The sequence below is a fragment of the Pseudomonas oryzihabitans NBRC 102199 genome (assembly GCF_000730625.1).
In the GTDB taxonomy this organism is placed as follows: domain Bacteria; phylum Pseudomonadota; class Gammaproteobacteria; order Pseudomonadales; family Pseudomonadaceae; genus Chryseomonas; species Chryseomonas oryzihabitans.
In genome coordinates, this window is record NZ_BBIT01000002.1 from 766,931 (window position 1) to 789,032 (window position 22,102).

21 protein-coding genes are annotated in these 22,102 nt (G+C 66.3%); 11 read left to right on the forward strand and 10 right to left on the reverse strand.

Features of this window, described 5'->3' with window-relative positions; genetic code table 11:
- Positions 1-40: 40 nt before the first annotated feature.
- The 9 genes from POR01S_RS04965 to urtA all read right to left on the reverse strand — a co-directional run bounded on the left by POR01S_RS04965 (position 41) and on the right by urtA (position 8,889).
- Positions 41-1,075 carry an AAA family ATPase gene (locus POR01S_RS04965; RefSeq protein ID WP_042134143.1) on the reverse strand — a complete coding sequence of 345 codons (1,035 nt, stop codon included), beginning with the start codon at positions 1,073-1,075 and terminating at the stop codon, positions 41-43.
- Between the two features lie 24 nt (positions 1,076-1,099).
- Positions 1,100-2,143, reverse strand: coding sequence for an aliphatic amidase (locus POR01S_RS04970; protein WP_042134144.1), 1,044 nt, complete (start codon positions 2,141-2,143; stop codon positions 1,100-1,102).
- A 31-nt stretch (positions 2,144-2,174) separates the two neighbouring features.
- Positions 2,175-2,522, reverse strand: coding sequence for an FmdB family zinc ribbon protein (locus POR01S_RS04975; protein WP_042134146.1), 348 nt, complete (start codon positions 2,520-2,522; stop codon positions 2,175-2,177).
- 49 nt (positions 2,523-2,571) lie between these two features.
- On the reverse strand, positions 2,572-3,801 hold the full coding sequence (gene fmdA / locus POR01S_RS04980; protein WP_042134148.1) for a formamidase: 1,230 nt from the start codon (positions 3,799-3,801) through the stop codon (positions 2,572-2,574).
- 187 nt (positions 3,802-3,988) lie between these two features.
- Entirely contained in the window at positions 3,989-4,678 is a 690-nt protein-coding gene (gene urtE / locus POR01S_RS04985) for an urea ABC transporter ATP-binding subunit UrtE (RefSeq protein ID WP_042134150.1), read from the reverse strand.
- Between the two features lie 50 nt (positions 4,679-4,728).
- On the reverse strand, positions 4,729-5,493 hold the full coding sequence (urtD, locus tag POR01S_RS04990) for an urea ABC transporter ATP-binding protein UrtD (RefSeq protein ID WP_042134151.1): 765 nt from the start codon (positions 5,491-5,493) through the stop codon (positions 4,729-4,731).
- On the reverse strand, positions 5,490-6,653 hold the full coding sequence (urtC, locus tag POR01S_RS04995; RefSeq protein WP_042134153.1) for an urea ABC transporter permease subunit UrtC: 1,164 nt from the start codon (positions 6,651-6,653) through the stop codon (positions 5,490-5,492). The genes urtD and urtC overlap by 4 nt, the downstream gene beginning before the upstream one ends.
- A 10-nt stretch (positions 6,654-6,663) precedes the next feature.
- Positions 6,664-7,581, reverse strand: a complete 918-nt coding sequence (gene urtB, locus POR01S_RS05000) for an urea ABC transporter permease subunit UrtB (RefSeq protein WP_017640174.1) — start codon at positions 7,579-7,581, stop codon at positions 6,664-6,666.
- 63 nt (positions 7,582-7,644) lie between these two features.
- Positions 7,645-8,889: an urea ABC transporter substrate-binding protein gene (gene urtA, locus POR01S_RS05005; RefSeq protein WP_042134156.1), complete on the reverse strand. Its 1,245-nt coding sequence runs from the start codon at positions 8,887-8,889 to the stop codon at positions 7,645-7,647.
- A 295-nt stretch (positions 8,890-9,184) separates the two neighbouring features.
- On the opposite strand from urtA, the gene POR01S_RS05010 reads away from it, so the two are divergent.
- Positions 9,185-12,580 carry a hybrid sensor histidine kinase/response regulator gene (locus POR01S_RS05010; protein ID WP_042134158.1) on the forward strand — a complete coding sequence of 1,132 codons (3,396 nt, stop codon included), beginning with the start codon at positions 9,185-9,187 and terminating at the stop codon, positions 12,578-12,580.
- Positions 12,577-13,233 carry a response regulator gene (locus POR01S_RS05015; protein WP_042134159.1) on the forward strand — a complete coding sequence of 219 codons (657 nt, stop codon included), beginning with the start codon at positions 12,577-12,579 and terminating at the stop codon, positions 13,231-13,233. Before POR01S_RS05010 ends, POR01S_RS05015 begins: the two co-directional genes overlap by 4 nt.
- Before the next feature lie 18 nt (positions 13,234-13,251).
- Here the strand turns inward: POR01S_RS05015 and POR01S_RS05020 are convergent, their stop codons facing one another.
- Positions 13,252-13,704 (reverse strand): Lrp/AsnC family transcriptional regulator, encoded by a 453-nt coding sequence (locus POR01S_RS05020; RefSeq protein ID WP_042134162.1) that lies wholly within the window; start codon positions 13,702-13,704, stop codon positions 13,252-13,254.
- Positions 13,705-13,807: 103 nt separating this feature from the next.
- Here POR01S_RS05020 and POR01S_RS05025 point away from each other — a divergent pair, with 103 nt between their 5' ends.
- From POR01S_RS05025 to POR01S_RS05065, 9 genes are all read left to right on the forward strand, one after another.
- Positions 13,808-14,419 carry a LysE family translocator gene (locus POR01S_RS05025; protein ID WP_081875162.1) on the forward strand — a complete coding sequence of 204 codons (612 nt, stop codon included), beginning with the start codon at positions 13,808-13,810 and terminating at the stop codon, positions 14,417-14,419.
- A gap of 42 nt (positions 14,420-14,461) precedes the next feature.
- Entirely contained in the window at positions 14,462-14,713 is a 252-nt protein-coding gene (locus POR01S_RS05030) for a Rossmann-fold NAD(P)-binding domain-containing protein (protein ID WP_042134163.1), read from the forward strand.
- Entirely contained in the window at positions 14,694-15,125 is a 432-nt protein-coding gene (locus POR01S_RS05035) for an SDR family oxidoreductase (protein ID WP_042134165.1), read from the forward strand. The genes POR01S_RS05030 and POR01S_RS05035 overlap by 20 nt, the downstream gene beginning before the upstream one ends.
- A gap of 103 nt (positions 15,126-15,228) precedes the next feature.
- Complete coding sequence (locus POR01S_RS05040) at positions 15,229-16,092, forward strand: LysR substrate-binding domain-containing protein (RefSeq protein WP_042134167.1); 864 nt, start codon at positions 15,229-15,231, stop codon at positions 16,090-16,092.
- Positions 16,093-16,208: 116 nt separating this feature from the next.
- Complete coding sequence (locus POR01S_RS05045) at positions 16,209-17,252, forward strand: putative 2-aminoethylphosphonate ABC transporter ATP-binding protein (RefSeq protein WP_042134169.1); 1,044 nt, start codon at positions 16,209-16,211, stop codon at positions 17,250-17,252.
- Complete coding sequence (locus tag POR01S_RS05050) at positions 17,249-18,955, forward strand: putative 2-aminoethylphosphonate ABC transporter permease subunit (RefSeq protein ID WP_042134171.1); 1,707 nt, start codon at positions 17,249-17,251, stop codon at positions 18,953-18,955. The genes POR01S_RS05045 and POR01S_RS05050 overlap by 4 nt, the downstream gene beginning before the upstream one ends.
- A gap of 17 nt (positions 18,956-18,972) precedes the next feature.
- Positions 18,973-19,800, forward strand: a complete 828-nt coding sequence (gene phnX, locus POR01S_RS05055) for a phosphonoacetaldehyde hydrolase (protein WP_042134173.1) — start codon at positions 18,973-18,975, stop codon at positions 19,798-19,800.
- Positions 19,801-19,826: 26 nt separating this feature from the next.
- Positions 19,827-20,846 (forward strand): putative 2-aminoethylphosphonate ABC transporter substrate-binding protein, encoded by a 1,020-nt coding sequence (locus tag POR01S_RS05060; RefSeq protein WP_042134175.1) that lies wholly within the window; start codon positions 19,827-19,829, stop codon positions 20,844-20,846.
- 16 nt (positions 20,847-20,862) lie between these two features.
- Complete coding sequence (locus tag POR01S_RS05065) at positions 20,863-21,987, forward strand: TIGR03364 family FAD-dependent oxidoreductase (protein WP_042134176.1); 1,125 nt, start codon at positions 20,863-20,865, stop codon at positions 21,985-21,987.
- The last annotated feature ends 115 nt before the right edge of the window (positions 21,988-22,102 follow it).

Below are 22,102 nucleotides of genomic sequence, written 5' to 3' on the forward strand. Positions count from 1 at the left end.
TCGGGAACCCGGATCGGGTCCCGAGCCCGGTGGGAAGTCCTCAGCCGGCGTCTACCTCACGTACCACCAGACGCTCCCCCTCCTGGATCGCCAGCAACCGGACGGCCAGCGGCTGCGCCAGCAGACAGTCTGCCACTGCCGGCTCCAATAGCCGGCGCAGCCGCCGGACCAGATCGCGCGCGCCGAAGCGGACATCGTGACCACGCGTCAGGAAGGCCCTGGCGCTGTCGTGCAACTCCAGGCTTTTTCCCCGGCGGCCCAGACGCTGATTGAGCTTGTCCAGCTCGATGGCGAGCAGCCCGGGTAGCCAATCCTGGTCGATGTGCTCGAAGGCCAGGATCCGCTCGATACGATTGAGAAATTCCGGATCGAAGTGCCCATGCAGCGCCTCTTCCAGGATCGCGCCGGGATCCGCCGACAGCTTGAGCCAACGACGCCAGCCGCGCGCGAAGCGGGCATGCTGCTGCTGGACGGCGCGGGCGCCCAGGTTGCTGGTCATGAAGATGAGGCTGTTGCGAAAGTCCAGGCGCTTGCTGCCGGCGCTGAGCACCAGTTGGCCGCTGTCGAGCACGTTCAGCAGGGTACGGATGACCTGGCGATCGGCCTTTTCCAGCTCGTCGAACAGCACGATGCCAGGGCGGCCGTAGCTGCCGGCGATAGCCTCGGCATCGAACAGCGTGGTGCCTTCCTTGCTGCCCACGTAGCCGGGCGGCGCGCCGGCCAGGGCCGCAGCATAGTGCTCCTGGGCCAGGGTGTTCATGTCGATGCGGCAGAGGGCGTCCGCGCGGCCGTGGATGGCCTGGGCCAGCAGACGGACGATCTCGGTCTTGCCGACGCCGGTGGGTCCAAGGAACAGACTGACACCCAGGGGCCTTTCCGGATCGCCGATGTCGGCCTTGACCACCTTGAGCAGGGCTTCCACCTCATCGAGCACTCTGGCCTGGCCCAGGATGCGCGCTCGCAGCAGGGCCATGACCGCTGCCGGCTCGAACAGGAAGCGCGAGGGCAAAGGCCCCTGTCCCTCTCGGGCGAGCTGGCCACGGTTATGCTCGATCAGGTCATTGACGAAAGGCATGGCTCGCTCCTCGCGCCGCCAGCGCTAACCCAGCTGACGTTCCTGACCGGGATGCGGCAGCTCGCCCACCGGGCAGTCCGCCACCCCGATGGTGGAGCGAGTCATCCGCTCGACGTCCGCCTGGGCCTTCTGCGCATCCAGCACCCAGGTGCGATAGAAGTCGAAGGGACAGTCGGCCACGCCCTTGTCGCCATCGCCGGAGTTGTAGATCCCGGTGTAGCCGCGATGCAGCAACTTGAACAGGTGGTTCTGCGACTGGTCGTTCGCGCGCGCATCGCGGATCTGCGACACCGAAAGCTGGGCGTACTGGATGCCCATCTCCTCCTCCCCGCATTCGCCCAGGGTGCGGCCATCGAAGCCGATCAGCGCCGAATGGCCGAAGTAGCTGTACACCCCGTCGAAGCCGGTGGCGTTGGCCACCGCCACGTAGCAGTTGTTGGCCCAGGCCATGGTCTTGGCCATCAGTACCTGCTGCTCCTTGGCCGGGTACATGTAGCCCTGGCAGCGCACGATCAGCTCGGCGCCCTTCATCGCACAGTCGCGCCAGATTTCCGGGTAGTTGCCGTCATCGCAGATGATCAGGCTGATCTTCAGGCCCTTGGGACCTTCGCTGACATAGGTGCGGTCACCGGGATACCAGCCTTCGATGGGGCACCAGGGAATACACTTGCGGTACTTCTGCACGATCTCGCCCTGGTCATTGATCAGCACCAGGGTGTTGTACGGGGCCTTGTGCGGGTGCTCCTCGTGCCGCTCGCCGGTGAGGGAAAAGATCCCCCAGGTCCTGGCCTCGCGGCAGGCGGCGGCGAAGATCGCCGTCTCCTCGCCGGGAATGGTCGCGGCGGTGGCCATCATCTCGTCGCGGTCGTACATGATCCCCATGGTGCTGTATTCGGGGAACACCACCAGGTCCATGCCCGGCAGGCCGAGCTTCATGCCCTTGATCATCGCAGCGATCTGCTGGGCGTTGGCCAGCACCTCCGCCTTGCTGTGCAGGCGCGGCATCCGGTAGTTGACGACAGCTACGCCGACGGTGTCGGGGCTGCTGGAAATATCGCCATGGCGCATTGGGTTGCTCCTCGAAGGGATGACGCGGAGATCAGTGACTGATCATCCAGGGCCGATTGGACGGACTGGTCTTCAGCCCATGGGGATTGGCCTTGCTGCGCGCCACCGGCTTGCTCGGGGCGCAGCAACTGCAGCCGGCACCGTGGCTGCGCTTGGCCTTGTATTCCTCCAGCGATTGGGGGGCGTGGCGCGCACGTTCGTTGGTCTCGTGGGCACGGCGCTGGCCCCCGGCCAAGGTAGCCAGGCCGGGGGCACTGAGGATCACCCGAGGGCTGGGCGCGGCACAGTCGGGGCAGTTGCAAGGATCGTCGCGCTGGGCCATGGGCCGCAGCAGGGTGAAGTCACCGCAGTGCGGGCAGTCGTATTCGTAGATCGGCATGGCGAACTCCTGGCGGGCTGGGCACGGCGGAGGGCCGCGCCCGGGCGGCTCACTTGTCGTAGGCGATGGGCATGTCGATGCTGCCGTCCAGGTAGCGGGTAGGCCCGGCGGCAGTGGGGTTGATGTCGAATTCGAAGATGTCCGTCGGCAGCCAGAGGGTGGCGCAGGCGTTGGGAATGTCGACCACCCCGCTGATGTGGCCCTGAACCGGCGCCGAGCCCAGCAGCGAATAACCCTGGGCGCCGCTGTAGCCGAACTTCTTCAGGTACTCGATGGCATTCAGGCAGGCCTGCTGGTACGCCAGGTTGACGTCCAGGTAGTGCTGCTTGCCGGCGTCATCCACCGAGATGCCTTCGAAGATCAGGAAGTTGTTGTAGGTGGGCACGATGGGGCTGGGCTTGAAGATGGGATTCCTGATGCCGTACTTGGCCATGCCGCCCTTGATCAGCTCGACCTTCATGTGCACCCAGCCGGCCATCTCGATGGCGCCGCAAAAGGTGATCTCGCCGTCGCCCTGGCTGAAGTGCAAATCGCCCACCGAAAGGCCTGCGCCTTCCACATAGACGGGGAAGAAGATCTTCGAGCCCCGCGACAGGTCCTTGATGTCGCAGTTACCGCCATGCTCGCGCGGCGGCACGGTGCGTGCGCCGGTAGCGGCTGCCGCGTCGCGGGCCGCGCCAGTGAGCTTGCCCATGTGAGCGGTCGCGGCGAACGGCGGGTTGGCCAGGGGCGGTACCCGGGTCGGATTGCTGTCGATCAGCTCCTGCTCGCGGGCATTCCAGGCGGCCAGCAGCTTGGGATCCGGCAGGCAGCCGATCAGGCCCGGGTGAATCAGGCCGGCGAAGCGCACCCCCGGGATGTGGCGGCTCCTGGTGAACATGCCCTCGAAGTCCCAGATGGATTTCTGCGCCGATGGAAAGTAATCGGTGAGAAAGCCACCGCCGTTCTGCTTGGAAAAGAAGCCGTTGAAGCCCCACTGCGACTCGGCCTTGGCGCCGATGTCGAGCAGATCGACCACCAGCAGGTCGCCCGGCTCGGCGCCCTTCACGCCCACCGGCCCGGACAGGTAGTGCACGGTCGACAGGTCGACATCGCGCACGTCGCTGGCATCGTCGTCGTTCTTGATCGCGCCGCCGGTCCAGTCGTAGGTTTCCAGGATGAAGTCGTCACCCGGCTTGACCCAGCAGGCCATGGGGATGTCCGGATGCCAGCGGTTGTGGACGTTTTCGTTGTCGGTGGCGGCCTGGTTGAGGTCGACCTGGATCAGGGTGTCGGTCATCGCGCAGCTCCTGGCTGTTGGCGGTAGCGGGAGGGTTCCGGCTCAGTCTCGGGGCTGGGGTCGGGGCTGCAAATACGTTGGATGACGTAGGCGCAAGCCCAGGCGGGACGAGGCGCAGCTGACGTTTCGCGGGCATGCGCGAAGCGGCCGCCGTGCTGCTGCAGGGCGGCCGCGCAGAGCGCCGGAGTCAGACCGACAGATAGCGGCTGATGGTCGCCTCGTCGACCTTGTCGCGGGTTTCCTCGACCACGAAGCGGCCCTTCTCGATCACCAGGAAGCGGTCGGCGATGTCGAGGGTAAAGGACAGCACCTGCTCGGAGACCACGATGGTCAGGTCACGCATGCTGCGGATCTCCTTCAGGGTGCGGGCGATGTCCTTGATGATCGAGGGCTGGATGCCCTCGGTCGGCTCATCCAGTAGCAGCACCTTGGGATTGGTGGCCAGGGCGCGGGCGATCGCCAGTTGTTGCTGCTGGCCACCGGAGAGGTTGCCACCCTTGCGCTGGCGCATCTCGTGCAGCACGGGGAAGAGCGCATAGAGGTCGTCCGGTACCCGGCCCCGGGCCGAGGCCGGCAGGCCGGTCTGGATGTTTTCCAGCACCGTCATATGGGAAAAGATCATCCGCCCCTGGGGCACGTAGGCTATGCCGCGCTCGACCCGCTGGTGAGTTTCCAGTGCCGATACGTCTTGCCCGTCCACTGACACGCTGCCACTCCAGCTCGGCAGAATGCCCATCAGGCTGCGGAACAGGGTGCTCTTGCCCATGCCGTTGCGGCCCATGACGGCGACGATTTCCTTGTGCGCCACGTCCAGGCTGAGGTCGTGGAGGATGCGGCTCTGACCGTAGCCGGAGACGAGGTTCTGGATGGTGAACATGACCGGGATCTCCCGTGATCGACTGCAGGAAAAGGGCTGGAGGCGAAGGCTCAGTGCCCCAGGTACACCTCGATGACCTTGGGATTGCTCTGCACCGCCTCCATGCTGCCTTCGGCCAGCACCTTGCCCTGGTGCAGCACCGTGACCTTGTGGGCGATGCTCTTGACGAATTCCATGTCGTGCTCGATGACCAGCACCGAGCGCCCCTCGCTGATGCGGTTGAGCAGCTCGGCGGTCTGGGCCCGTTCGGACACGCTCATGCCCGCCACCGGCTCGTCGAGCATCAGGAGTTCCGGGTCCTGCATCAGCAGCATGCCGATCTCCAGCCACTGCTTCTGACCGTGGGAGAGCAGATCGGCCTGCTGGTGCAGCAGGTCGGCGAGAAAGATCTCCGCGGCCACCGCCTGCACCCGCGCGATCACCGCGGCGCTGCGCTTGAAGAACAGCGCGCCGAACACCTTGCGGCCTTCGGGATAGGACATCTCCAGGTTCTCGAACACCGTGAGATTCTCGTAGATCGAGGGGTTCTGGAACTTGCGGCCGACACCTGCGCGAACGATGTCGAATTCCTTCATCCGGGTCAGTTCCCGACCGTTGAATTCGATGCTGCCGGCGGTGGCGCGGGTCTTGCCGCAGATCAGGTCCAGTACCGTGGTCTTGCCGGCGCCATTGGGGCCGATCACCACGTGCACCTCGTTGCGGTCGACATAGAGATTGAGGTCGTTCACCGCCTTGAAGCCGTCGAAGGAGACGGTCAGGCCTTCGATGGCCAGTACCGGCTTGGCGAGCTGGAAACCGACGGGACTGGTATTCATGGCGTGGTCTCCAGGCGGGAGGCTTTGGTTGCCGTGGGTGGCGCTGACGAGGCGGCGGGCGCGCCCGCCGGCTGGCGTTTCAGACGCGCCACCAGACGCTGGCCATGGCTCTTCCACAGCCCGGCCAGGCCATTGGGGAAATAGAGGACGACCACGATGAAGAGCCCACCCATCAGGTACAGCCAGAGCTCGGGGAAGGACTCGGAAAAGTAGGTCTTGCCGAAATTCACCAGCAGCGCGCCGTACACCGCGCCCAGCAAGGACAGCCGCCCGCCGACCGCGGCGAAGATGACCATCTCGATGGAGGGCACGATGCCGACGAAGGACGGCGACATGAAGCCCACCTGCAGGGCGAACATGGCACCGCCCACCGCGGAAAAGGCCGCGGCCAGGCAGAACACGAAGATCTTGAAGCTGGCCACGTCGTAGCCGGAGAAGCGCACCCGCTCCTCCTTGTCGCGCATGGCCACCAGCAGCCGGCCCAGCTTGGAGGCCAGCACGAAGCGGGCGAGCAGGATGCAGCCGAACAGCAGGGCCGCGTTGACGAAGTAGAGCACCACCTTGGCGCTGTCCGAACGGATGTCCCAGCCCAGCAGCGTCTTCAGGTCGGTGATGCCGTTGACCCCGCCGGTGAGGCCCTGCTGACCGATGATGAGAATGGTCAGGATGGCGGCGATGGCCTGGGTGACGATGGAAAAATACACGTCCCCTACCCGCCGCTTGAACATCGCCAGGCCGATGATGAAAGCCAGCAACACCGGGACCGCGATCACCGCCAACAGGGTGAAGCCGAAGCTGTGGAACGGCTGCCAGAGCCAGGGCAGTTCGGTGATCTGGTTCCAGTCCATGAAGTCCGGGATGCCGGGCGTGGACTGGATCCGGGTGCTCTCCGGGTCCGAGGCCTCCAGTTTGAGGAACATCGCCATGCAATAGCCGCCGAGGCCGAAGAAGATGCCCTGCCCCAGGCTGAGGATGCCGCCATAGCCCCAGCAGAGCACCAGCCCGACCGCGACGAAGGCATAGGTCAGGTATTTGCCGACCATGCTCAGGCGGAAGATATCCAGGGTCAGCGGAAACACCAGCAGGATCAGCGCGGCCAGTACCAGCAGGCCGAAGGCGCCCTGCCGGCCACCGAGCAGGTTGTCGATTGCCTTGTTCATCATGGACTCCCTACTTGCGGACTTTTGCCGAGAACAGCCCCTGGGGCCGCAGCATCAGGATGAGGATCACCGCCGACAGGGTCAGCACCTTGGCCATGGAACCGGACAGGAAGAATTCCAGCAGCGACTGCGCCTGGGCGATGCCAAAGGCCGAGGCGATGGTGCCGAGCAGGCTGGCTGCCCCACCAAAGACCACCACCAGGAAGGTATCGACGATGTACAGCGAGCCCGAGGTCGGGCCGATGGAGCCGATGGTGGTGAAGGCCGCGCCCGCCACCCCGGCTACGCCGCAGCCCAGGGCGAAGGTCAGGCGATCCACGCGGCGGGTGTTGATGCCCACGGCGCGCGCCATCACCCGGTTCTGCATGGTGGCGCGCACCTGCAGCCCCCAGCGCGAGCGATACAGCATGAAGAACAGGGTCAGGGTCAGCAGCGCGGTCACGACCATGACGAACAAGCCGTTCTTGGGGATGTCGATGCTGGCGGTCGGACTCCAGGAGCCCATGATCCATTCCGGCAGTTCGGCGCTGACCTCGCGGGCGCCGAAGACCGAACGAAACACCTGCTGCAGGATCAGCGACAGGCCCCAGGTGGCCAGCAGGGTGTCCAGCGGGCGCTGGTAGAGCCGGCTGATCATTGCCCACTCCACCAGCCAGCCGATGGCCCCGGCGACGAAGAACGCCAGGATCAGCGCGAAAAAGAAGTAATAGGGCTGCAAGGCCGGAAACAGGTGCAGGGTCAGCGAAGACATCACGTAGGTGGTGTAGGCCCCCACGGTGAGAAATTCGCCGTGGGCCATGTTGATCACGCCCATCTGCCCGAAGATGATCGCCAGTCCCAGCGCCATCAGCAGCAACACGCAGAACACCGAAAGGCCGTTGAAGCCCTGCATCACGGCGATCGCGCCGAAGTCGGATAAGCTTTCCATGGAGATCTCCCCGCGAAGGTGGACGGAGGCGTCGGTGAGGCGACGCCTCCGGTCAGGCAAGGCTTATTGGTAGCCTTTGGGGAAGGGATTGGGCTCGATCAGATCGGCGGATTCGTGGACCACCTTGAAGGTGCCGTCCGGCTGGATCTGGCCGATACGCGAGCGACTCCAGAGGTGATGGTTCTCGTGGACCTTCACATAGCCTTCCGGGGCGGTTTTCAGCTCCAGGCCCGGAGACGCCGCAACCACCTTGTCGACATCGAAGCTGCCGGCCTTCTCCACCGCCATTTTCCACAGCCAGGGACCGAGATAGGCCGCCTGGGTGACGTCGCCCACCACCGCATCCTTGCCGTACTTGGCCTTGAAGGCCTCGACGAAGGCCTTGTTGTTGGGATTGTCCAGGGTCTGGAAATACTTCATCGAGGAGTAGAAGCCGGCCATGTTCTCGCCGCCGATGCCGAGCATCTCATCCTCGGTCACCGAAAGGGTCAGCAGATTCTGCTTGGCCGAGGTGATCCCAGCCGCCTTTAACTGCTTGTAGAAGGCGACGTTGGAGCCCCCGACGACCGCGGCAAAGACCACATCGGGCTTTTTCAGCTTGATCTTGTTGGTCAGGGAGCCGAACTGGGTGCCGCCCAGCGGGTAGTACTCCTCCCCCACCACCTCGCCATGCAGCACGTTCTCGATGTGCTTGCGGGCGATCTTCATCGAGGTCCGCGGCCAGATGTAGTCCGAGCCCACCAGGTAGAAGGTCTTGGCGCCCTTCTCCTTGGCCAGCCAGTCCAGCGCCGAGAGAATCTGCTGGGTGGCTTCCTGGCCGGTGTAGAAGACGTTCTTCGACTGCTCGAGGCCCTCGTAGAAGGTCGGGTAGTAGAGCAGGCCGTTGTCCTTTTCGAAGATCGGCAGCACCGCCTTGCGCGACGCCGAGGTCCAGCAGCCGAACACCGCCGCGACCTTGTCGGCTTCCAGCAGCTTCTTGGCCTTTTCGGCGAAGGTCGGCCAGTCGGAGGCGCCGTCTTCCTGGATGATCTTGACCTGCCGCCCGAGCACCCCGCCCTGGGCGTTGATCTGCTCGATGGCCAGCCGCTCGGCCTGGATGGCCCCGGTCTCGGAGATGGCCATGGTGCCGGTGGCGGAATGCAACTGGCCGACGGTCACGGTGGTATCGGTCACGGCAAGACCCGTGGTATTGGCGGCGTCCGCCATCACGCCCTGACTGAACACGCTGGCTGCCAACAGGGACAATGCCGCGGCGCCCAGTGCCAGGCGTCGCGGAAGACTGGATTTCACGCCCGCTGATCTGTGCATCTTGTCGCTCCTCTAGGTGATGTGCCGGTCGCCCCCGGGGACCGGGACTGCGGCTTGCGCTGCGGAGCAAGGATGAGCTGGGACAGCCGGCCCGGAACATACGCAGGATGACGTAACGGCCTACGTCATCTGACGTACAGCCCGCTGCAACGCCCTGAGGCATGCTCTGTCTGTCGCGCGCCCGCGCGGGGCACGCCAAGCCGGGCAGACCGTGGCCACGGAGGGGCAGGACGCCAGGACGACCGAGGCATGGAACTTGCCTGAACACCGCCACGCAGACCCCAGGAGCCCTGCCGTGCAGCAGACCGGGACGCAACGCATCGCCAAGATCCGCAGGGACTACAACAGCTGGGTGGCCGACGAGACGCTGGAAGACTACGCCCTGCGCTACACGCCCCGGTCGTTTCGCAAGTGGTCGGAATTCCGCATCGCCAACACCGCCTTGGCCGCCGTGTCCTTTCTGGCCCTGGAAGCCATCGGCGGCGCCCTGGCGATCAGCTATGGCTTCACCAATACCCTCTGGGCGGTGCTGGCGGCGAGCCTGGTGATCTTTCTCACCGCGCTGCCGATCAGCTACTACGCGGCGCGCTACGGGGTGGACATGGACCTGCTGACCCGGGGCGCCGGCTTCGGCTACATCGGCTCGACCATCACCTCGCTGATCTACGCCAGCTTCACCTTTCTGTTCTTCGCCCTGGAAGCGGCGATCATGGCGCTGGCCCTGGAACTGTACTTCCGCATTCCGCTGGCCCTGGCCTATGTCATCTGCTCGATCATCGTCATCCCCCTGGTGACCTATGGCATCACCCTGATCAATCGCCTGCAGCTCTGGAGCCAGCCGCTCTGGCTGATTCTGCTGCTGTTGCCCTATGCCATCGTCATCGCCAAGAATCCCGGGGCCCTGGCGGACTGGACCACCTTCGCCGGTCGCGAGGGCGAGGCCGGGGCCTTCAACCTGCTGTCCTTCAGCGCCGCCTGTACCGTGGCCCTCGCCCTGGTGACCCAGGTGGGCGAACAGGTCGACTACCTGCGCTTTCTGCCGGAAAAGACCGCGCAGAATCGCCGGCGCTGGTGGGCGGCGCTGCTGATGGCCGGTCCCGGCTGGATAGTGCCTGGCGCCCTGAAGATGCTGGCCGGCGCCTTTCTGGCCTTTCTCGCCCTGCAGCACGAGATTCCCCTGGAGCGCGCCGCCGAACCCACCCAGATGTACCTGGTCGCCTTCGGCTACGTGTTCGCCTCGCCTGGCTGGGCCATGGGGGCCATGGTGCTGTTCGTCATCGTCAGCCAGGTCAAGATCAACCTGACCAATGCCTACGCCGGCTCTCTGGCCTGGTCCAACTTCTTCGCCCGGGTCACCCACAGCCACCCGGGACGGGTAGTCTGGCTGGTGTTCAACGTGCTGATCGCACTGATGCTGATGGAGCTGGGGGTGTTCGAGGCCATCCAGGAGGTGCTCGGGCTCTATGCCAACATCGCCATCGCCTGGATCGGCGCCGTGGTCGCCGACCTGGTGATCAACAAGCCTCTGGGGCTGTCGCCCCGGCACATAGAATTCAAACGGGCGCACCTCTACGACATCAACCCGGTCGGCGTCGGCGCCATGCTGCTCGCCTCGCTGCTTTCCGGTCTGGCCCATGCGGGGCTGTTCGGCGCCCTGGCCCAGGCTGCCTCGCCCCTGGTGTCCCTGGTCTCCGCCCTGATCTGCGCGCCGCTGCTGGCCTGGCTCACCCGGGGTCGCTACTACATCGCCCGGACCAGCGTGCTGAAATTGCTGCACCCCGCGCAGGTCCATCTGGAATGCGTGCTCTGCACCAACGCCTTCGAGCGCGAAGACATCGCCTTCTGCCCTGCCTACGGCGCGCCCATCTGCTCGCTCTGCTGCGCCCTGGATGCGCGCTGTGGCGATCTCTGCAAACCCAGGGCGCGCCTGGCCGAGCAGGTCGACACCCTGCTGCGCTGGCTGCTGCCGAACACCTCGGTGCCGCGCCTGCATACCCGCCTGGCGCACTACCTGGGCGTGCTGCTGGTCTTGGTCGGGCTGATGTTCTGCGCCCTGGCGCTGATCTACAGCCAGGTTTCCCAGGGCTTGCAGGTCGATGAACGCCACCTGTTGTATCAGGGCTTCTTCAAAGCCTTCATGGTGCTCACGCTGTTTGCCGGCGCCCTCGCCTGGTGGGTGGTGCTGACCCGCGAGAGCCGCCATGTGGCGCTGGAGGAATCGAACCGGCAGACCGCGCTGCTGATGCAGGAGATCGAGGCGCACCGCAAGACCGACGAAGCCCTGCAGCGGGCCAAGGAGGCCTCGGAAGCCGCCAATGCCGCGAAGAGCCGCTATGTCACGGGCTTGTCCCACGAATTACGCACGCCGCTGAACAGCATCCTCGGCTACACCCAGATCCTGCAGCGCGATCCGGCCAGCAGCCACCGTCAGTTGGACTCCCTGGCCACCATCTACCGCAATGGCTCGCACCTGCTCTCGCTGATCGACGGCCTGCTCGACGTGGCTCGGATCGAAGCGGGCAAGCTGCAGCTAGAACCCTCGGAAATCCCCTTTCCGGAATTTCTCGAACAGCTGCAGCAGATGTTCACCCCCCAGGCCCAGGACAAGGGCCTGAGCTTTGCCCTCGAGGTCGACGGACGCCTGCCCGCCGTGGTGCGTGGCGATGAAAAGCGGGTGCGGCAGATCCTCATCAATCTGCTCGGCAACGCCGTGCGCTACACCGACCAGGGCGGCGTGATCATGGCGGTCACCTACGCGCGGGAAACCGCCACCTTCGAGGTCATCGACAGCGGCCTGGGCATCGCCGCGGAACAGCTGGAGCGGCTGTTCCAACCCTTCGAACGGGGCGATCCGCTGCGCCAGGACAACGGCCTGGGACTGGGCCTGACCATCACCCGCATGCTAGTGACGCTGATGGGCGGCGCCCTGGACGTGACCAGCACACCCGGCCAGGGCACCCGCTTCGTGGTGCGCCTGTTCCTGTCCGAAGTGCGGGTGCCCCGGGCGCTGGTTCACGTCGAACACAGCATCAGCGGCTATCAGGGCCCGCGGCGCCGGGTGCTGCTGGTGGACGACCATCTGGATCACCGCCGGGTGCTGGCCGGCATGCTCGAACCTTTGGGCTTCGAACTGGCGGAGGCCGCCAATGGCCAGGACGCCATCCGCCAGGTCGCCCTGTGGCAGCCGGATCTCATCCTCATGGATCTTTCCATGCCGCTGCTGGACGGGCTGGAGACCAGCGCGCTGATCCGCCGCCACGGCCTGTCCAGGGCGCCGATCATCGTCATTTCCGCCAATGCCTTCGCCGTCGATCGCGAACGCAGCACCGCGGCCGCCTGCGACGATTACCTGGCCAAACCGGTCCATACGCCGCAGCTGCTGGAAAAGATCAGGACGCACCTGGACCTGACCTGGCTGGAGCGGACCGCCGAACCGCCTGGCAGGCGATCGGTGTCGCTCCAATCACCGAGCGTTGCCAATCTGAAAGCGTTACAGGAGCTGGGTGCGCTGGGCTATGTGAAAGGCATCCACGCCTGCCTGGATCGAATCGAACGCGAGGAGCCAGCCAGCGCTGTCTATGTCGATACCCTGCGCGCACTGGTCAAACGCTTTCAGCTCAACGACTTCAACCGCCGGGTCAAAGACGCGCTGCAGCCGGCCGACCTGCCCCTGGAAGGAGAGAATCCATGACCGCCGCCCTACCGCCCAGCGTGGTGCTGATCGTCGACGACACCCCGGACAACCTCGCCCTGCTCTCCGACGCCCTGGACGCCAGCGGCTACATGGTGCTGGTGGCCCTGGACGGCGCCAGTGCCCTGGAGCGCATGCAGCGCCGCCGACCGGACGTGGTGCTACTGGATGCCATGATGCCCGGCCTGGATGGCTTCGAGACCTGTCGACGCATAAAGGCCCAGGCCGAACTGGCTGATATCCCGGTGCTGTTCATGACCGCCCTGACCGAAACCGAGCATGTGGTGGAGGCCTTCGCCGCGGGCGGCATCGACTACGTGACCAAGCCACTCAAGACCGATGAGGTCCTGGCACGGGTCGCGGCCCACCTGCGCACGGCGCGCGAACTCCAGGCGGCGCGCAGCCTGCCAGCGAGCCGCCCGCACGCCAGGACCGCGCTGGACCTGGCGCCGCTCAGCAGCCGCTACCAGCTGACCGGGCGCGAGGTCGAGGTGCTGCACTGGGTCGCCTGCGGCAAGACCAATCGCGACATCGGCGACATCCTCGGCCTCTCGCCCCGCACGGTGAACAAGCACCTGGAGCACGTCTACGTGAAACTCGGCGTGGAGACCCGTACCGCGACGGCCACATTGGCCATTGCGGCGTGTCGGTAGAAAAGAAACGAGGCGACGCTAGGCACGCTCGTCCTTGGCCGTGTCCATGACGATGTAGCTGACCACCGAGTTCACGTGCGGCAGCACGCCAAGTACCTGGGTATGGAAAGCGCGGTAGGCCAGCATGTCGGCCACCTCCACCCGCAGCAGGTACTCCACAGCGCCGGTGACGGTGTGGCACTCCACCACGGCGGCCGAATCGCTGATGGCCGCCTCGAAGGCATCCAGCTCTTCGCGACCATGGCAGGACATGCCCACGGCGACGTAGACGATGAAGCCGATGCCCATCCGCGTGCGGTCCACCACCGCCCGATAGCCCTTGATGATCCCGGAGCGTTCCAGCTCCTGCACCCGCCGCAGGCAGGCCGAAGGTGACAGGCCGACCCGCTCGGCCAGCTTCACGTTGGTCTGGCGCGCATCCTTTTCCAGCTCACGCAATATTCGACGGTCAAGACGGTCCAGATCAGTCATTCATTGCACCCGAGAAGTCTTATTACTTATTTATGCAATCTTAAACCGATGAGTGCGCAATAAAATAGCCATCCAATATCGTCACTCCACAACAATCTTGTCCATGACTGACCTCAGCGTTCTCCTGCCCTTCCTCCTTTTCGGCCTCATCATGACCGCTACGCCCGGACCCAATAACGCCCTGGTACTGGCCAGTGGCGCTCAGGTCGGGATACGCCGGACCCTGCCCCTGGTCCTCGGCATCGCCCTTGGCGTGGGCCTGCAGCTGGTGGTAATCGGCCTTGGGCTGGGCGCGTTTTTCCTGGCCCTGCCAGGGCTGCATCTGCTGGTGAGTGCCTTGGGACTCGGCTACCTCCTGCTATTGGCCTGGCGGATCGCGCGCAGTGGTCCGATCCGGCTCGACGCGGAACCTGCCGCGCCCATGGGATTGCTCGCCGGCGCGGCCTTTCAGTGGATCAATCCCAAGGCGTGGACGGTGTCGATCAGTACAGCGGCAGCCTATATCCCGGTCGAGCATCACGCCCCGAACGTGATACTGGCCGCACTGCTGCTGGCCATGCTGAGTCTTCCTGGCGTCGGTGTCTGGGCGCTGGTCGGCAGTGCGCTGCGCGGATGGCTCGCGGATGCGCGGCGCGCGCGCCGCTTCAACCTGGGCATGGCAGTCGCGCTGCTGGTATCGACCTTGCCACCGCTCTACCAATTGTTCGCCGCCTGAGTCTTCGCGAACGTCGCGCGCCTTCATACAGGAAACCGCCTAGTGTCCTGCCATACCCGCACCGCCCTTGTCTGCGAAGGTCACCAGGGCCTCGGCGGCCTTATCGCCGAAGCCTTGATCCGCAATGGTGTTAGGGTGATTCGGGCGTCCAGTGACCCCCTGGGCGCCGCCCAGACCGATAGTGTGCAGCTGGATTTCCTCATGCCCGCGTCGGTACGTCATTGCGCCGAGCACCTCGCGGCGATCGGCTGCCAACCGGACATCCTGGTGCTCAATGCCCCCTGCGCTGCCTGACGGCTACAGTGCCGGGCTGGACGACGCTGCCTGGGCGCGGGCGTGCCAGCTGTTGTGGACCGGACCTCTCGCGCTGGTAGGCCGGCTGCTACCGGGAATGCTCCAAGGTGGCAACGGCAGGCTGATCTGGCTCACCTCCTGCGCGGCGCATCGCTTCGTCGCGGGACAGGCCATCGCAACCTCGTTGCAGAGCGGCATCCATGGGCTGATACGCACCCTGGCCGCCGAATACGATGCCCAGGGCCTTAAGGTCAACGCCCTCATCCCGACCGCCAGGTCGTCACCAACCGCGCTGGCAGGCCAGCAGACCGCCTCCCTCGCCTTTGCTCGCTATGTGGCCTTTCTCGCCTCGGATGCGGCCGCCTACGTATCGGGGCAGTTGCTGGTCGCCGACGTGGATGCCGTCCCGTAGCTCAGCCGCAGCGGGTGGACTGCCTCTTCCGGGCCTGCGATCAGGCGGCTAAGGTGTGTGCCTCGTCCCTTTCCGTAGTCGTCTTTCCGGAGCCTGACCAACCATGCTCAGCCAGGAGCTCAAGGCGTTTCACATGGTCGCTCGGCTGGGCAGCATCACCCAGGCGGCCAAGAAGCTTGGCCTGAGCCAGCCGACGGTGACCACCCAGATCCGCAACCTGGAAGCCCATTACGGCATCGAGCTGTTCCATCGCGGCGGCCGGCGGCTGATGCTCAGCGAGGTAGGGGTGCAGTTGCTGCCCAGGGTGCAGGAGCTCCTGCAACGCGAAGCCGACATCGACTTCCTGCTCCGCAACAGCGGCCAGCTGCAGGGCAGATTACGTCTCGCCGCCACCGCGCCCTATTACATGCTGGATCTGCTGAGCGCCTTCCGGGCGCGTCATCCGCACATCGAGGTGACCCTGACCATCGGCAACTCGCAGCAGGTGGTGGAGGCGCTGGAAGACTATCGCGTCGATCTGGCGGCGTCATCGCAACTGGAGCAGGACCCGCGCTTCAGTCGGCTGGTCCTGGGCGAGGATCCGCTGGTACTGACGGTGCACCGCAGCCATCCCCTGGCCGGACGCCACCTTTTACCGCCCGCCGCCCTGGCCGGTGAGTGCCTGCTGTGTCGCGAAGCGGGTTCCGTCACCCGCCAGCTCACCGAGCGTTGGCTGGCGGCGGCCGGCGTGCAATTGGGCAGCCTGCTGGAGATCGGCAGTCGCGAATCGATCCGCGAGGCGGCGCTGCGTGGCCTCGGGGTGGCGGTGATCGCCCGGCACGAGGTGCCGGATCATCCCGCCCTGCGGGTGATCGAGCTGGAGCAAGCGCCCACCATCACCGAATACCTCTATTGCCTCAAGGAGCGACGCCAGGCACGTCTGCCAGCGGCCTTTCTCGCCGTGGCCCGGGAACGCGCCCAGCGCTGACCGGCGCTACCCAAATTCGCCGATACCACTATCGGCAGGTTTGGCTCAACTGCCATCAAGGCGTCGCGCCCGGCGCCCAGCATTGACCTCGTCTCCCGCTACCCGAGGTCACCGCCATGGCTACCGTCGATCTACGCCTGACTGGACTGCACAAGCGCTTCGAAGACTTCGTGGCGCTGGACGGCGTCGACCTGGAGGTCACTGCCGGCGAGCTGGTCTGCCTGCTCGGACCCTCCGGCTGCGGCAAGACCACCCTGCTGCGCTGCATCGCCGGGCTGGAGCGACAGGACGCCGGACACATCCTCTTCGGCGGACGCGACGTCTCGCGGCTGCCGCCGCAAGCCCGCGACTACGGCATCCTGTTCCAGTCCTATGCGCTGTTCCCCCACCTCGACGTGGCTGCCAACATCGCCTATGGCTTGCAGGGCTGGTCAAGAGCGGACATTCGTGCGCGGGTGGCCGAATTGCTGGAGCTGGTCGACCTCGGCGGTAGCGAGCGCAAGCATCCCGGCCAGTTGTCCGGCGGCCAGCAGCAAAGAGTCGCCCTCGCCCGGGCGCTGGCGCCCCGCCCTTCGCTGTTGCTGCTGGACGAGCCGCTGTCGGCGCTGGACGCCCAGGTCCGCGAGCGCCTGTGCGGCGAGTTGCGCGCCCTGCAGCGCCGACTCGGCATCACCACCCTGATGGTCACCCACGACCAGGACGAAGCCCTGCTGATGGCCGATCGCATCGCGGTGCTCAACCGGGGCCGGGTCGAGCAATACGCCGCCCCGGACATCCTCTATCGCCAACCGGCGAGCCCCTTCGTCGCCGCCTTCATCGGCCAGGGCAATTGGCTGCCCTTCGAGGGGCGCGCAGGCGTCGCCTGGATCGGCGAGCGCGCACTCCAGGTGGCGACGGCCCTGCCCACGGGGCCAGGGCGGCTGTTCTGCCGACCGGAGGCGATCCAGGTCAATCCGCCGACGCCTCAGCCCAATCTGCTAGCGGGTCGGGTGCGGGAGCGGGTGTTTCTTGGCAATCGCTGCCGCCTGGGCTTCGAACTGGATAGCCTGCCCGGCGTGCCGCTGACCGCCGAACTGCCGCCGGAGGCGGCCAGCCTGCTGCCCGGCGGCGCTCTGAACGTCGCCCTGCCCCCGCATGCCCTGCAGGTGTTCGCCCCATGATCCTCGCCCGGCGTCTTGCCCTGCCGCGTCTCTCGCGCCGCCCCGCCAGCGATCTGGCCGACCGGGTCTTCGTCCTGGGTGGCCAGGGCCTGCTGCTGGTCCTGCTCCTGCTCGCCGTGGTGCTGCCGCTGCTGGCCATCTTCTGGCGCGGCCTGGCCGGCGATCCGGGTCAGGGCGGCGGCCTGCCCAGTGCACTGGAGTTCCTTGTCAGCGCGCACTTCCGCTGGTTGCTGGGCAACAGTCTGGCCACTGCCGGCACGGTGGTCGCCCTGGTGGTGCCGGTGGCCTATCTGTTCGCCTATGCCCTGCAGCGCGCCTGTCTGCCGGCCAAGACACTCTGGCGGGGCTTGTCGCTGTTACCGCTGCTGGCGCCGTCCATGCTGCCCGGCATCGCGCTGATCTACCTGTTCGGTAACCAGGGGCTGCTGCGCGGACTGGTAGCCGACAACATCTACGGCTTCTGGGGAATCGTTCTGGGCCAGGCGCTCTATACCTTTCCCCATGCGCTCATGGTCCTGCTCGGGAGCCTGGCGCTGGCCGATGCGCGGCTGTTCGACGCCGCCACCAGCCTGGGTGCCTCGCCCTGGCGGGCCTTTCGTACCCTGGTGTGGCCGGCGACCCGCCAGGGTGTGTTTGCCGCGAGCTGCCTGGTGCTGAGCCTCTGCATCACCGATTTCGGCGTGCCGGTGGTGGTGGGTGGCAACTACCAGACCCTGGCACTGGAAGCCTACAAGGTGGTCATGGGCCAGCAGCAATTCGGCCGCGGCGCCCTGATCGGTCTCTGCCTGTTACTGCCGGCGCTGCTCAGCTTCGCCGTGGATCTCTGGCTGCGCCGCCAGCGCGGTGCCCTGGATGGTCGAGCACAGGTCTACCGCCCGCGACCGGCGCCACTGCGCGACGGCGGCCTGCTCCTGCTGGTGGTGCTGGTCTGCACCCTGCTGGTCGGGGTCTTCGGCACCGCGGTCTATTCGTCGCTGGTGCGCTTCTGGCCCTACGACCTGTCCCTGTCGCTGCACAACTACGCCTTTTCCGACCTGCCGGGCGGTTGGCAGGCCTATGGCAACAGCCTGGTCCTGGCCAGCAGCAGCGCCCTGCTGGGCGGACTGCTGATCTTCACCAGCACCTACCTGCTGGAAAAGACGCCCCAGACCGCCCTGACCCGTCTGTTGCGGCTGCTGTGCTTCATCCCCATGGCGGTACCCGGGCTGGTACTGGGACTGGGGTACGTCTTCTTCTACAACCTGCCGGCCAATCCGCTGCACGGGCTCTATGGCGGCCTGCCGCTGCTGGCGGTCTGTACGGTGGCGCACTTCCTCACCACGGCCCAGCTCACCGCCGCCACCGCCCAGCGCCAGCTGGATGACGAGTTCGAAGCCGTCGCCCGCTCGCTCAAGGTGCCCCTGGCCCTGCACTTCCTGCGGGTGACCCTGCCGCTGTGCCTGCCGGCGCTGCTGGACAGCATCCGCTACCTGTTCGTCTCGGCCATGACCACGGTATCCGCCGCCATCTTCCTCTACAGCCCCGACAGCCTGCTGGCCGCCATCGCCGTGCTCAATCTGGACGATGCCGGCAACGTCGGCGGCGCCGCCGCCATGGCCACCCTGATCCTGCTCACCAGCGCCGGCGTCTCGCTGCTGCTCGCCGGACTCTCCCGCGGGCTGCTGCGCCACACCCAGGCCTGGCGCGCCCCCACCGCTTCCTGACCCCAAGGACCTCGCCCATGGACTATCAAGCCCCCACCCGCCTGCAGGCCGCCATCCTGGACTGGGCCGGCACCGTGATCGACTTCGGCTCCTTCGCGCCCACGCGCATCTTCGTCGAGGCCTTCGCCGAATTCGACGTCGAACTCAGCCTCGCTGAGGCCCGAGTGCCCATGGGCCTGGGCAAGTGGGATCACATCCGCGCGCTCTGCGATCAGCCTGCGGTGGCCGAGCGCTTCGCCCGCCGCTTCGGCCGCCTGCCCAGCGATGCCGACGTGACGGCGCTCTACGAGCGCTTCATGCCCTTGCAGATCGCCCGGGTCGCCGAGCATTCGGCGCTGATTCCCGGCGCCCTGGAGGCCATCGCCGCCCTGCGCGCCCGCGGGCTGAAAATCGGCAGCTGCTCCGGCTATCCGCGCGCGGTAATGACCCGGGTAAATGAACTGGCCGCCGCGGCGGGCTATCGACCCGATCACGTGGTGGCCGCCGACGAGGTGCCCAAGGCCCGTCCCGGACCGGCCCAGGCGCTGGCCAACGTCATCGCCCTGGGCATCGACGACGTCGCCGCCTGCGTCAAGGTCGACGACACCGCGCCCGGCCTGCTCGAAGGCCGTCGCGCCGGGATGTGGACGGTCGCGCTGCGCTGCTCCGGCAATCACCTGGGCCTGTCCTGGGAGGACTACCAGGCCCTGCCCGCCGCGCGCCTGACCGCGGAGCGCACGCGGATCGACGCCCTGCTCGCCCCCAGTCGTCCGCACTACCAGATCGACACCCTTGCCGAGTTGCCGGTGGTGGTGGCCGACATCGACACCCGCCTGGCCCGGGGCGAAAGCCCTCAGGCCAGCTGACCAGCCCTTCCCGAGGAGATCCGACCATGTTCCTGCGTACCGCCCTGGCCGCTACCCTGGCCTGCGCCTGGCTGCTACCCGCCCAGGCCGCCACCGAACTCACTGTCTACAGTGCCCTGGAGGTCGAGCAGCTAAAGCCTTACCAGGAGGCCTTCGAAGCCCAGCATCCGGACATCCACCTCAAGTGGGTACGGGACTCCACCGGCATCGTCACGGCCAAGCTGCTCGCCGAGAAGGATCGCCCCCAGGCCGATGTCATCTGGGGCCTGGCCGCCTCGAGCCTGGCGATCCTGGAAAAGCAGGGACTGCTGCAGCCCTATGCGCCGCAGAACCTGGCGCAGATCGGGGCGCGCTATCGCGACGCGGCCAATCCGCCGGCGTGGGTGGGCATGGATGTCTGGGCAGCGACCCTCTGCGTGAACCGCGTCGAGGCGGAGCGCCAGGGCCTGCCGCTGCCCAAGACCTGGGAAGACCTCACCCGTCCCGAGTACCAGGGCAAGATCGTGATGCCCAACCCGGCTTCCTCCGGCACCGGCTACTTGGACGTCAGCGCCTGGCTGCAAATGTTCGGCGAGGCCAAGGGCTGGGACTACATGGATCGCCTGCACCGGAACATCGGCCAATACACCCATTCCGGCTCCAAGCCCTGCAAGCAGGCGGCAGCCGGCGAGTTTCCCATCGGCATTTCCTTCGAATACCCGGCGGTGCAACTCAAGCGCAAGGGCGCGCCCCTGGAGATCGTGCTACCCGCCGAGGGCCTGGGTTGGGAGATCGAGGCGACCGCCATCGTCAAGGGCACCGAGCATCTGGAGGCGGCGCGCAAACTGGCTGATTTCTCGGCGAGCTCGGCGGCCATGAATCTCTACAAGGCCAATTTCGCCGTCCTGGCACAACCCGGTATCGCCACGCCCATGGCCGAGCTTCCCGCCAACTACGAGCAGCGCCTGGCCCCCAATGACTTCGCCTGGGCCGCACAGAACCGCGAGCGCATCCTCGCCGAATGGCGCCAGCGCTACGACGGCAAATCCGAACCGCGCAAACCTTGAATCCGGGAGTCTTCTCATGAGTCAGCACGAATGTGATCTGCTGGTGGTCGGTGCCGGTATCCTCGGCCTGGCCCACGCCTGGGCCGCGGTTCGCCGCGGCCTCAGGGTAAGGGTCATCGAACGCAGCCATACGCCGCTCGGCGCATCCATCCGCAACTTCGGCCAGGCCCTGGTCACCGGTCAGGCGCCCGGCAACATGCTGGAGCTGGCGCAACGCTCGCAAAGGCTCTGGGCCGAACTGGCGGGTGCGGCGGGACTATCCCTGCTGCAGCGCGGATCCCTGCTGTTCGCCCGCACCCCTGCCGAAGAAGCCCTGCTCGACGCCTTCTGCGCCGGCCGCGCCCGGGAGCTGGGCTATCGTGTCGAGCTGCTGCGCGGCGCAGCGCTCGACCACCTCTACCAGGGCCGCTTCGCCCACCACCGCGCCGCCCTCCATGGCCTGGACGATCAGCAGCTCCATTCCCGCGCGGCGCTGCCGCAGATCGTCGAGTTCCTGCGCGGCCTGGGGGTGGAATTTCATTTCTCCACCCTGGTACGCGATGTGACACCGGGCGCAGCCCTGACAACTGCGGGCCGTTTCACCGCCGGCCACATCCTGGTCTGCTCGGGACACGACTACCAGACGCTGCTGGCCGAGCAACTGGCGACCCTGGAACCCCAGGTCTGCCGTCTGCAAATGCTGCGCGCCCGCTGTACCCGTCCACTGGATCTGCAGCACGCGGTGCTGACCGGGCTGAGTTGCGTGCACTACGGCGCCTTCGCCGATCTGCCGGAAGCCGCGGCGATCCGCGCGGAAATCCGCCAGCAACAACCGGAACTGGCGACCCTGGGCATCCACCTGCTGATGAGTCCCACCCCACAGGGCGACCTCATCATTGGCGATTCCCACGACTACGGCAGCGATGCGTCGCCCTTCAACGCCGAACACGTCGATCGTCTGCTGCTGGAATTGGCGGAACAGACGCTGGGCGACCGCCTGGAGGTGCTGGAGCGCTGGCAAGGCGTCTACGGTGCCCGTGGACCCGGGCCCTACAGCGTGCTGGAGGTCGATCCGCAGATCACCGCCGTATTGATGCATACCGGGCTCGGCATGAGCATCGGCCTGGCGCTGGGGGAGCGAACGATCGCCGAGTTGTTCTGAGCCCCCACCGGTATGAGGCGTTCTCACGCCCTGCGCCAATGAGCTGCAGTACCCTTCGGACGCGGGGCCTGCTATCTAGGCAGCATGAGCCGTCACGGCATGCTGCCGAAAACCC

Coding starts and splice junctions, on each gene's coding strand:
- POR01S_RS04965 (WP_042134143.1), bottom strand. CDS start 1,075: ATGCCTTTCGTCAATGACCTGATCGAGCATAACCGTGGCCAGCTCGCC.
- POR01S_RS04970 (WP_042134144.1), bottom strand. CDS start 2,143: ATGCGCCATGGCGATATTTCCAGCAGCCCCGACACCGTCGGCGTAGCT.
- POR01S_RS04975 (WP_042134146.1), bottom strand. CDS start 2,522: ATGCCGATCTACGAATACGACTGCCCGCACTGCGGTGACTTCACCCTG.
- fmdA (WP_042134148.1), bottom strand. CDS start 3,801: ATGACCGACACCCTGATCCAGGTCGACCTCAACCAGGCCGCCACCGAC.
- urtE (WP_042134150.1), bottom strand. CDS start 4,678: ATGTTCACCATCCAGAACCTCGTCTCCGGCTACGGTCAGAGCCGCATC.
- urtD (WP_042134151.1), bottom strand. CDS start 5,493: ATGAATACCAGTCCCGTCGGTTTCCAGCTCGCCAAGCCGGTACTGGCC.
- urtC (WP_042134153.1), bottom strand. CDS start 6,653: ATGAACAAGGCAATCGACAACCTGCTCGGTGGCCGGCAGGGCGCCTTC.
- urtB (WP_017640174.1), bottom strand. CDS start 7,581: ATGGAAAGCTTATCCGACTTCGGCGCGATCGCCGTGATGCAGGGCTTC.
- urtA (WP_042134156.1), bottom strand. CDS start 8,889: ATGCACAGATCAGCGGGCGTGAAATCCAGTCTTCCGCGACGCCTGGCA.
- POR01S_RS05015 (WP_042134159.1), top strand. CDS start 12,577: ATGACCGCCGCCCTACCGCCCAGCGTGGTGCTGATCGTCGACGACACC.
- POR01S_RS05020 (WP_042134162.1), bottom strand. CDS start 13,704: ATGACTGATCTGGACCGTCTTGACCGTCGAATATTGCGTGAGCTGGAA.
- POR01S_RS05025 (WP_081875162.1), top strand. CDS start 13,808: ATGACTGACCTCAGCGTTCTCCTGCCCTTCCTCCTTTTCGGCCTCATC.
- POR01S_RS05035 (WP_042134165.1), top strand. CDS start 14,694: ATGCCCCCTGCGCTGCCTGACGGCTACAGTGCCGGGCTGGACGACGCT.
- POR01S_RS05040 (WP_042134167.1), top strand. CDS start 15,229: ATGCTCAGCCAGGAGCTCAAGGCGTTTCACATGGTCGCTCGGCTGGGC.
- POR01S_RS05045 (WP_042134169.1), top strand. CDS start 16,209: ATGGCTACCGTCGATCTACGCCTGACTGGACTGCACAAGCGCTTCGAA.
- POR01S_RS05050 (WP_042134171.1), top strand. CDS start 17,249: ATGATCCTCGCCCGGCGTCTTGCCCTGCCGCGTCTCTCGCGCCGCCCC.
- phnX (WP_042134173.1), top strand. CDS start 18,973: ATGGACTATCAAGCCCCCACCCGCCTGCAGGCCGCCATCCTGGACTGG.
- POR01S_RS05060 (WP_042134175.1), top strand. CDS start 19,827: ATGTTCCTGCGTACCGCCCTGGCCGCTACCCTGGCCTGCGCCTGGCTG.
- POR01S_RS05065 (WP_042134176.1), top strand. CDS start 20,863: ATGAGTCAGCACGAATGTGATCTGCTGGTGGTCGGTGCCGGTATCCTC.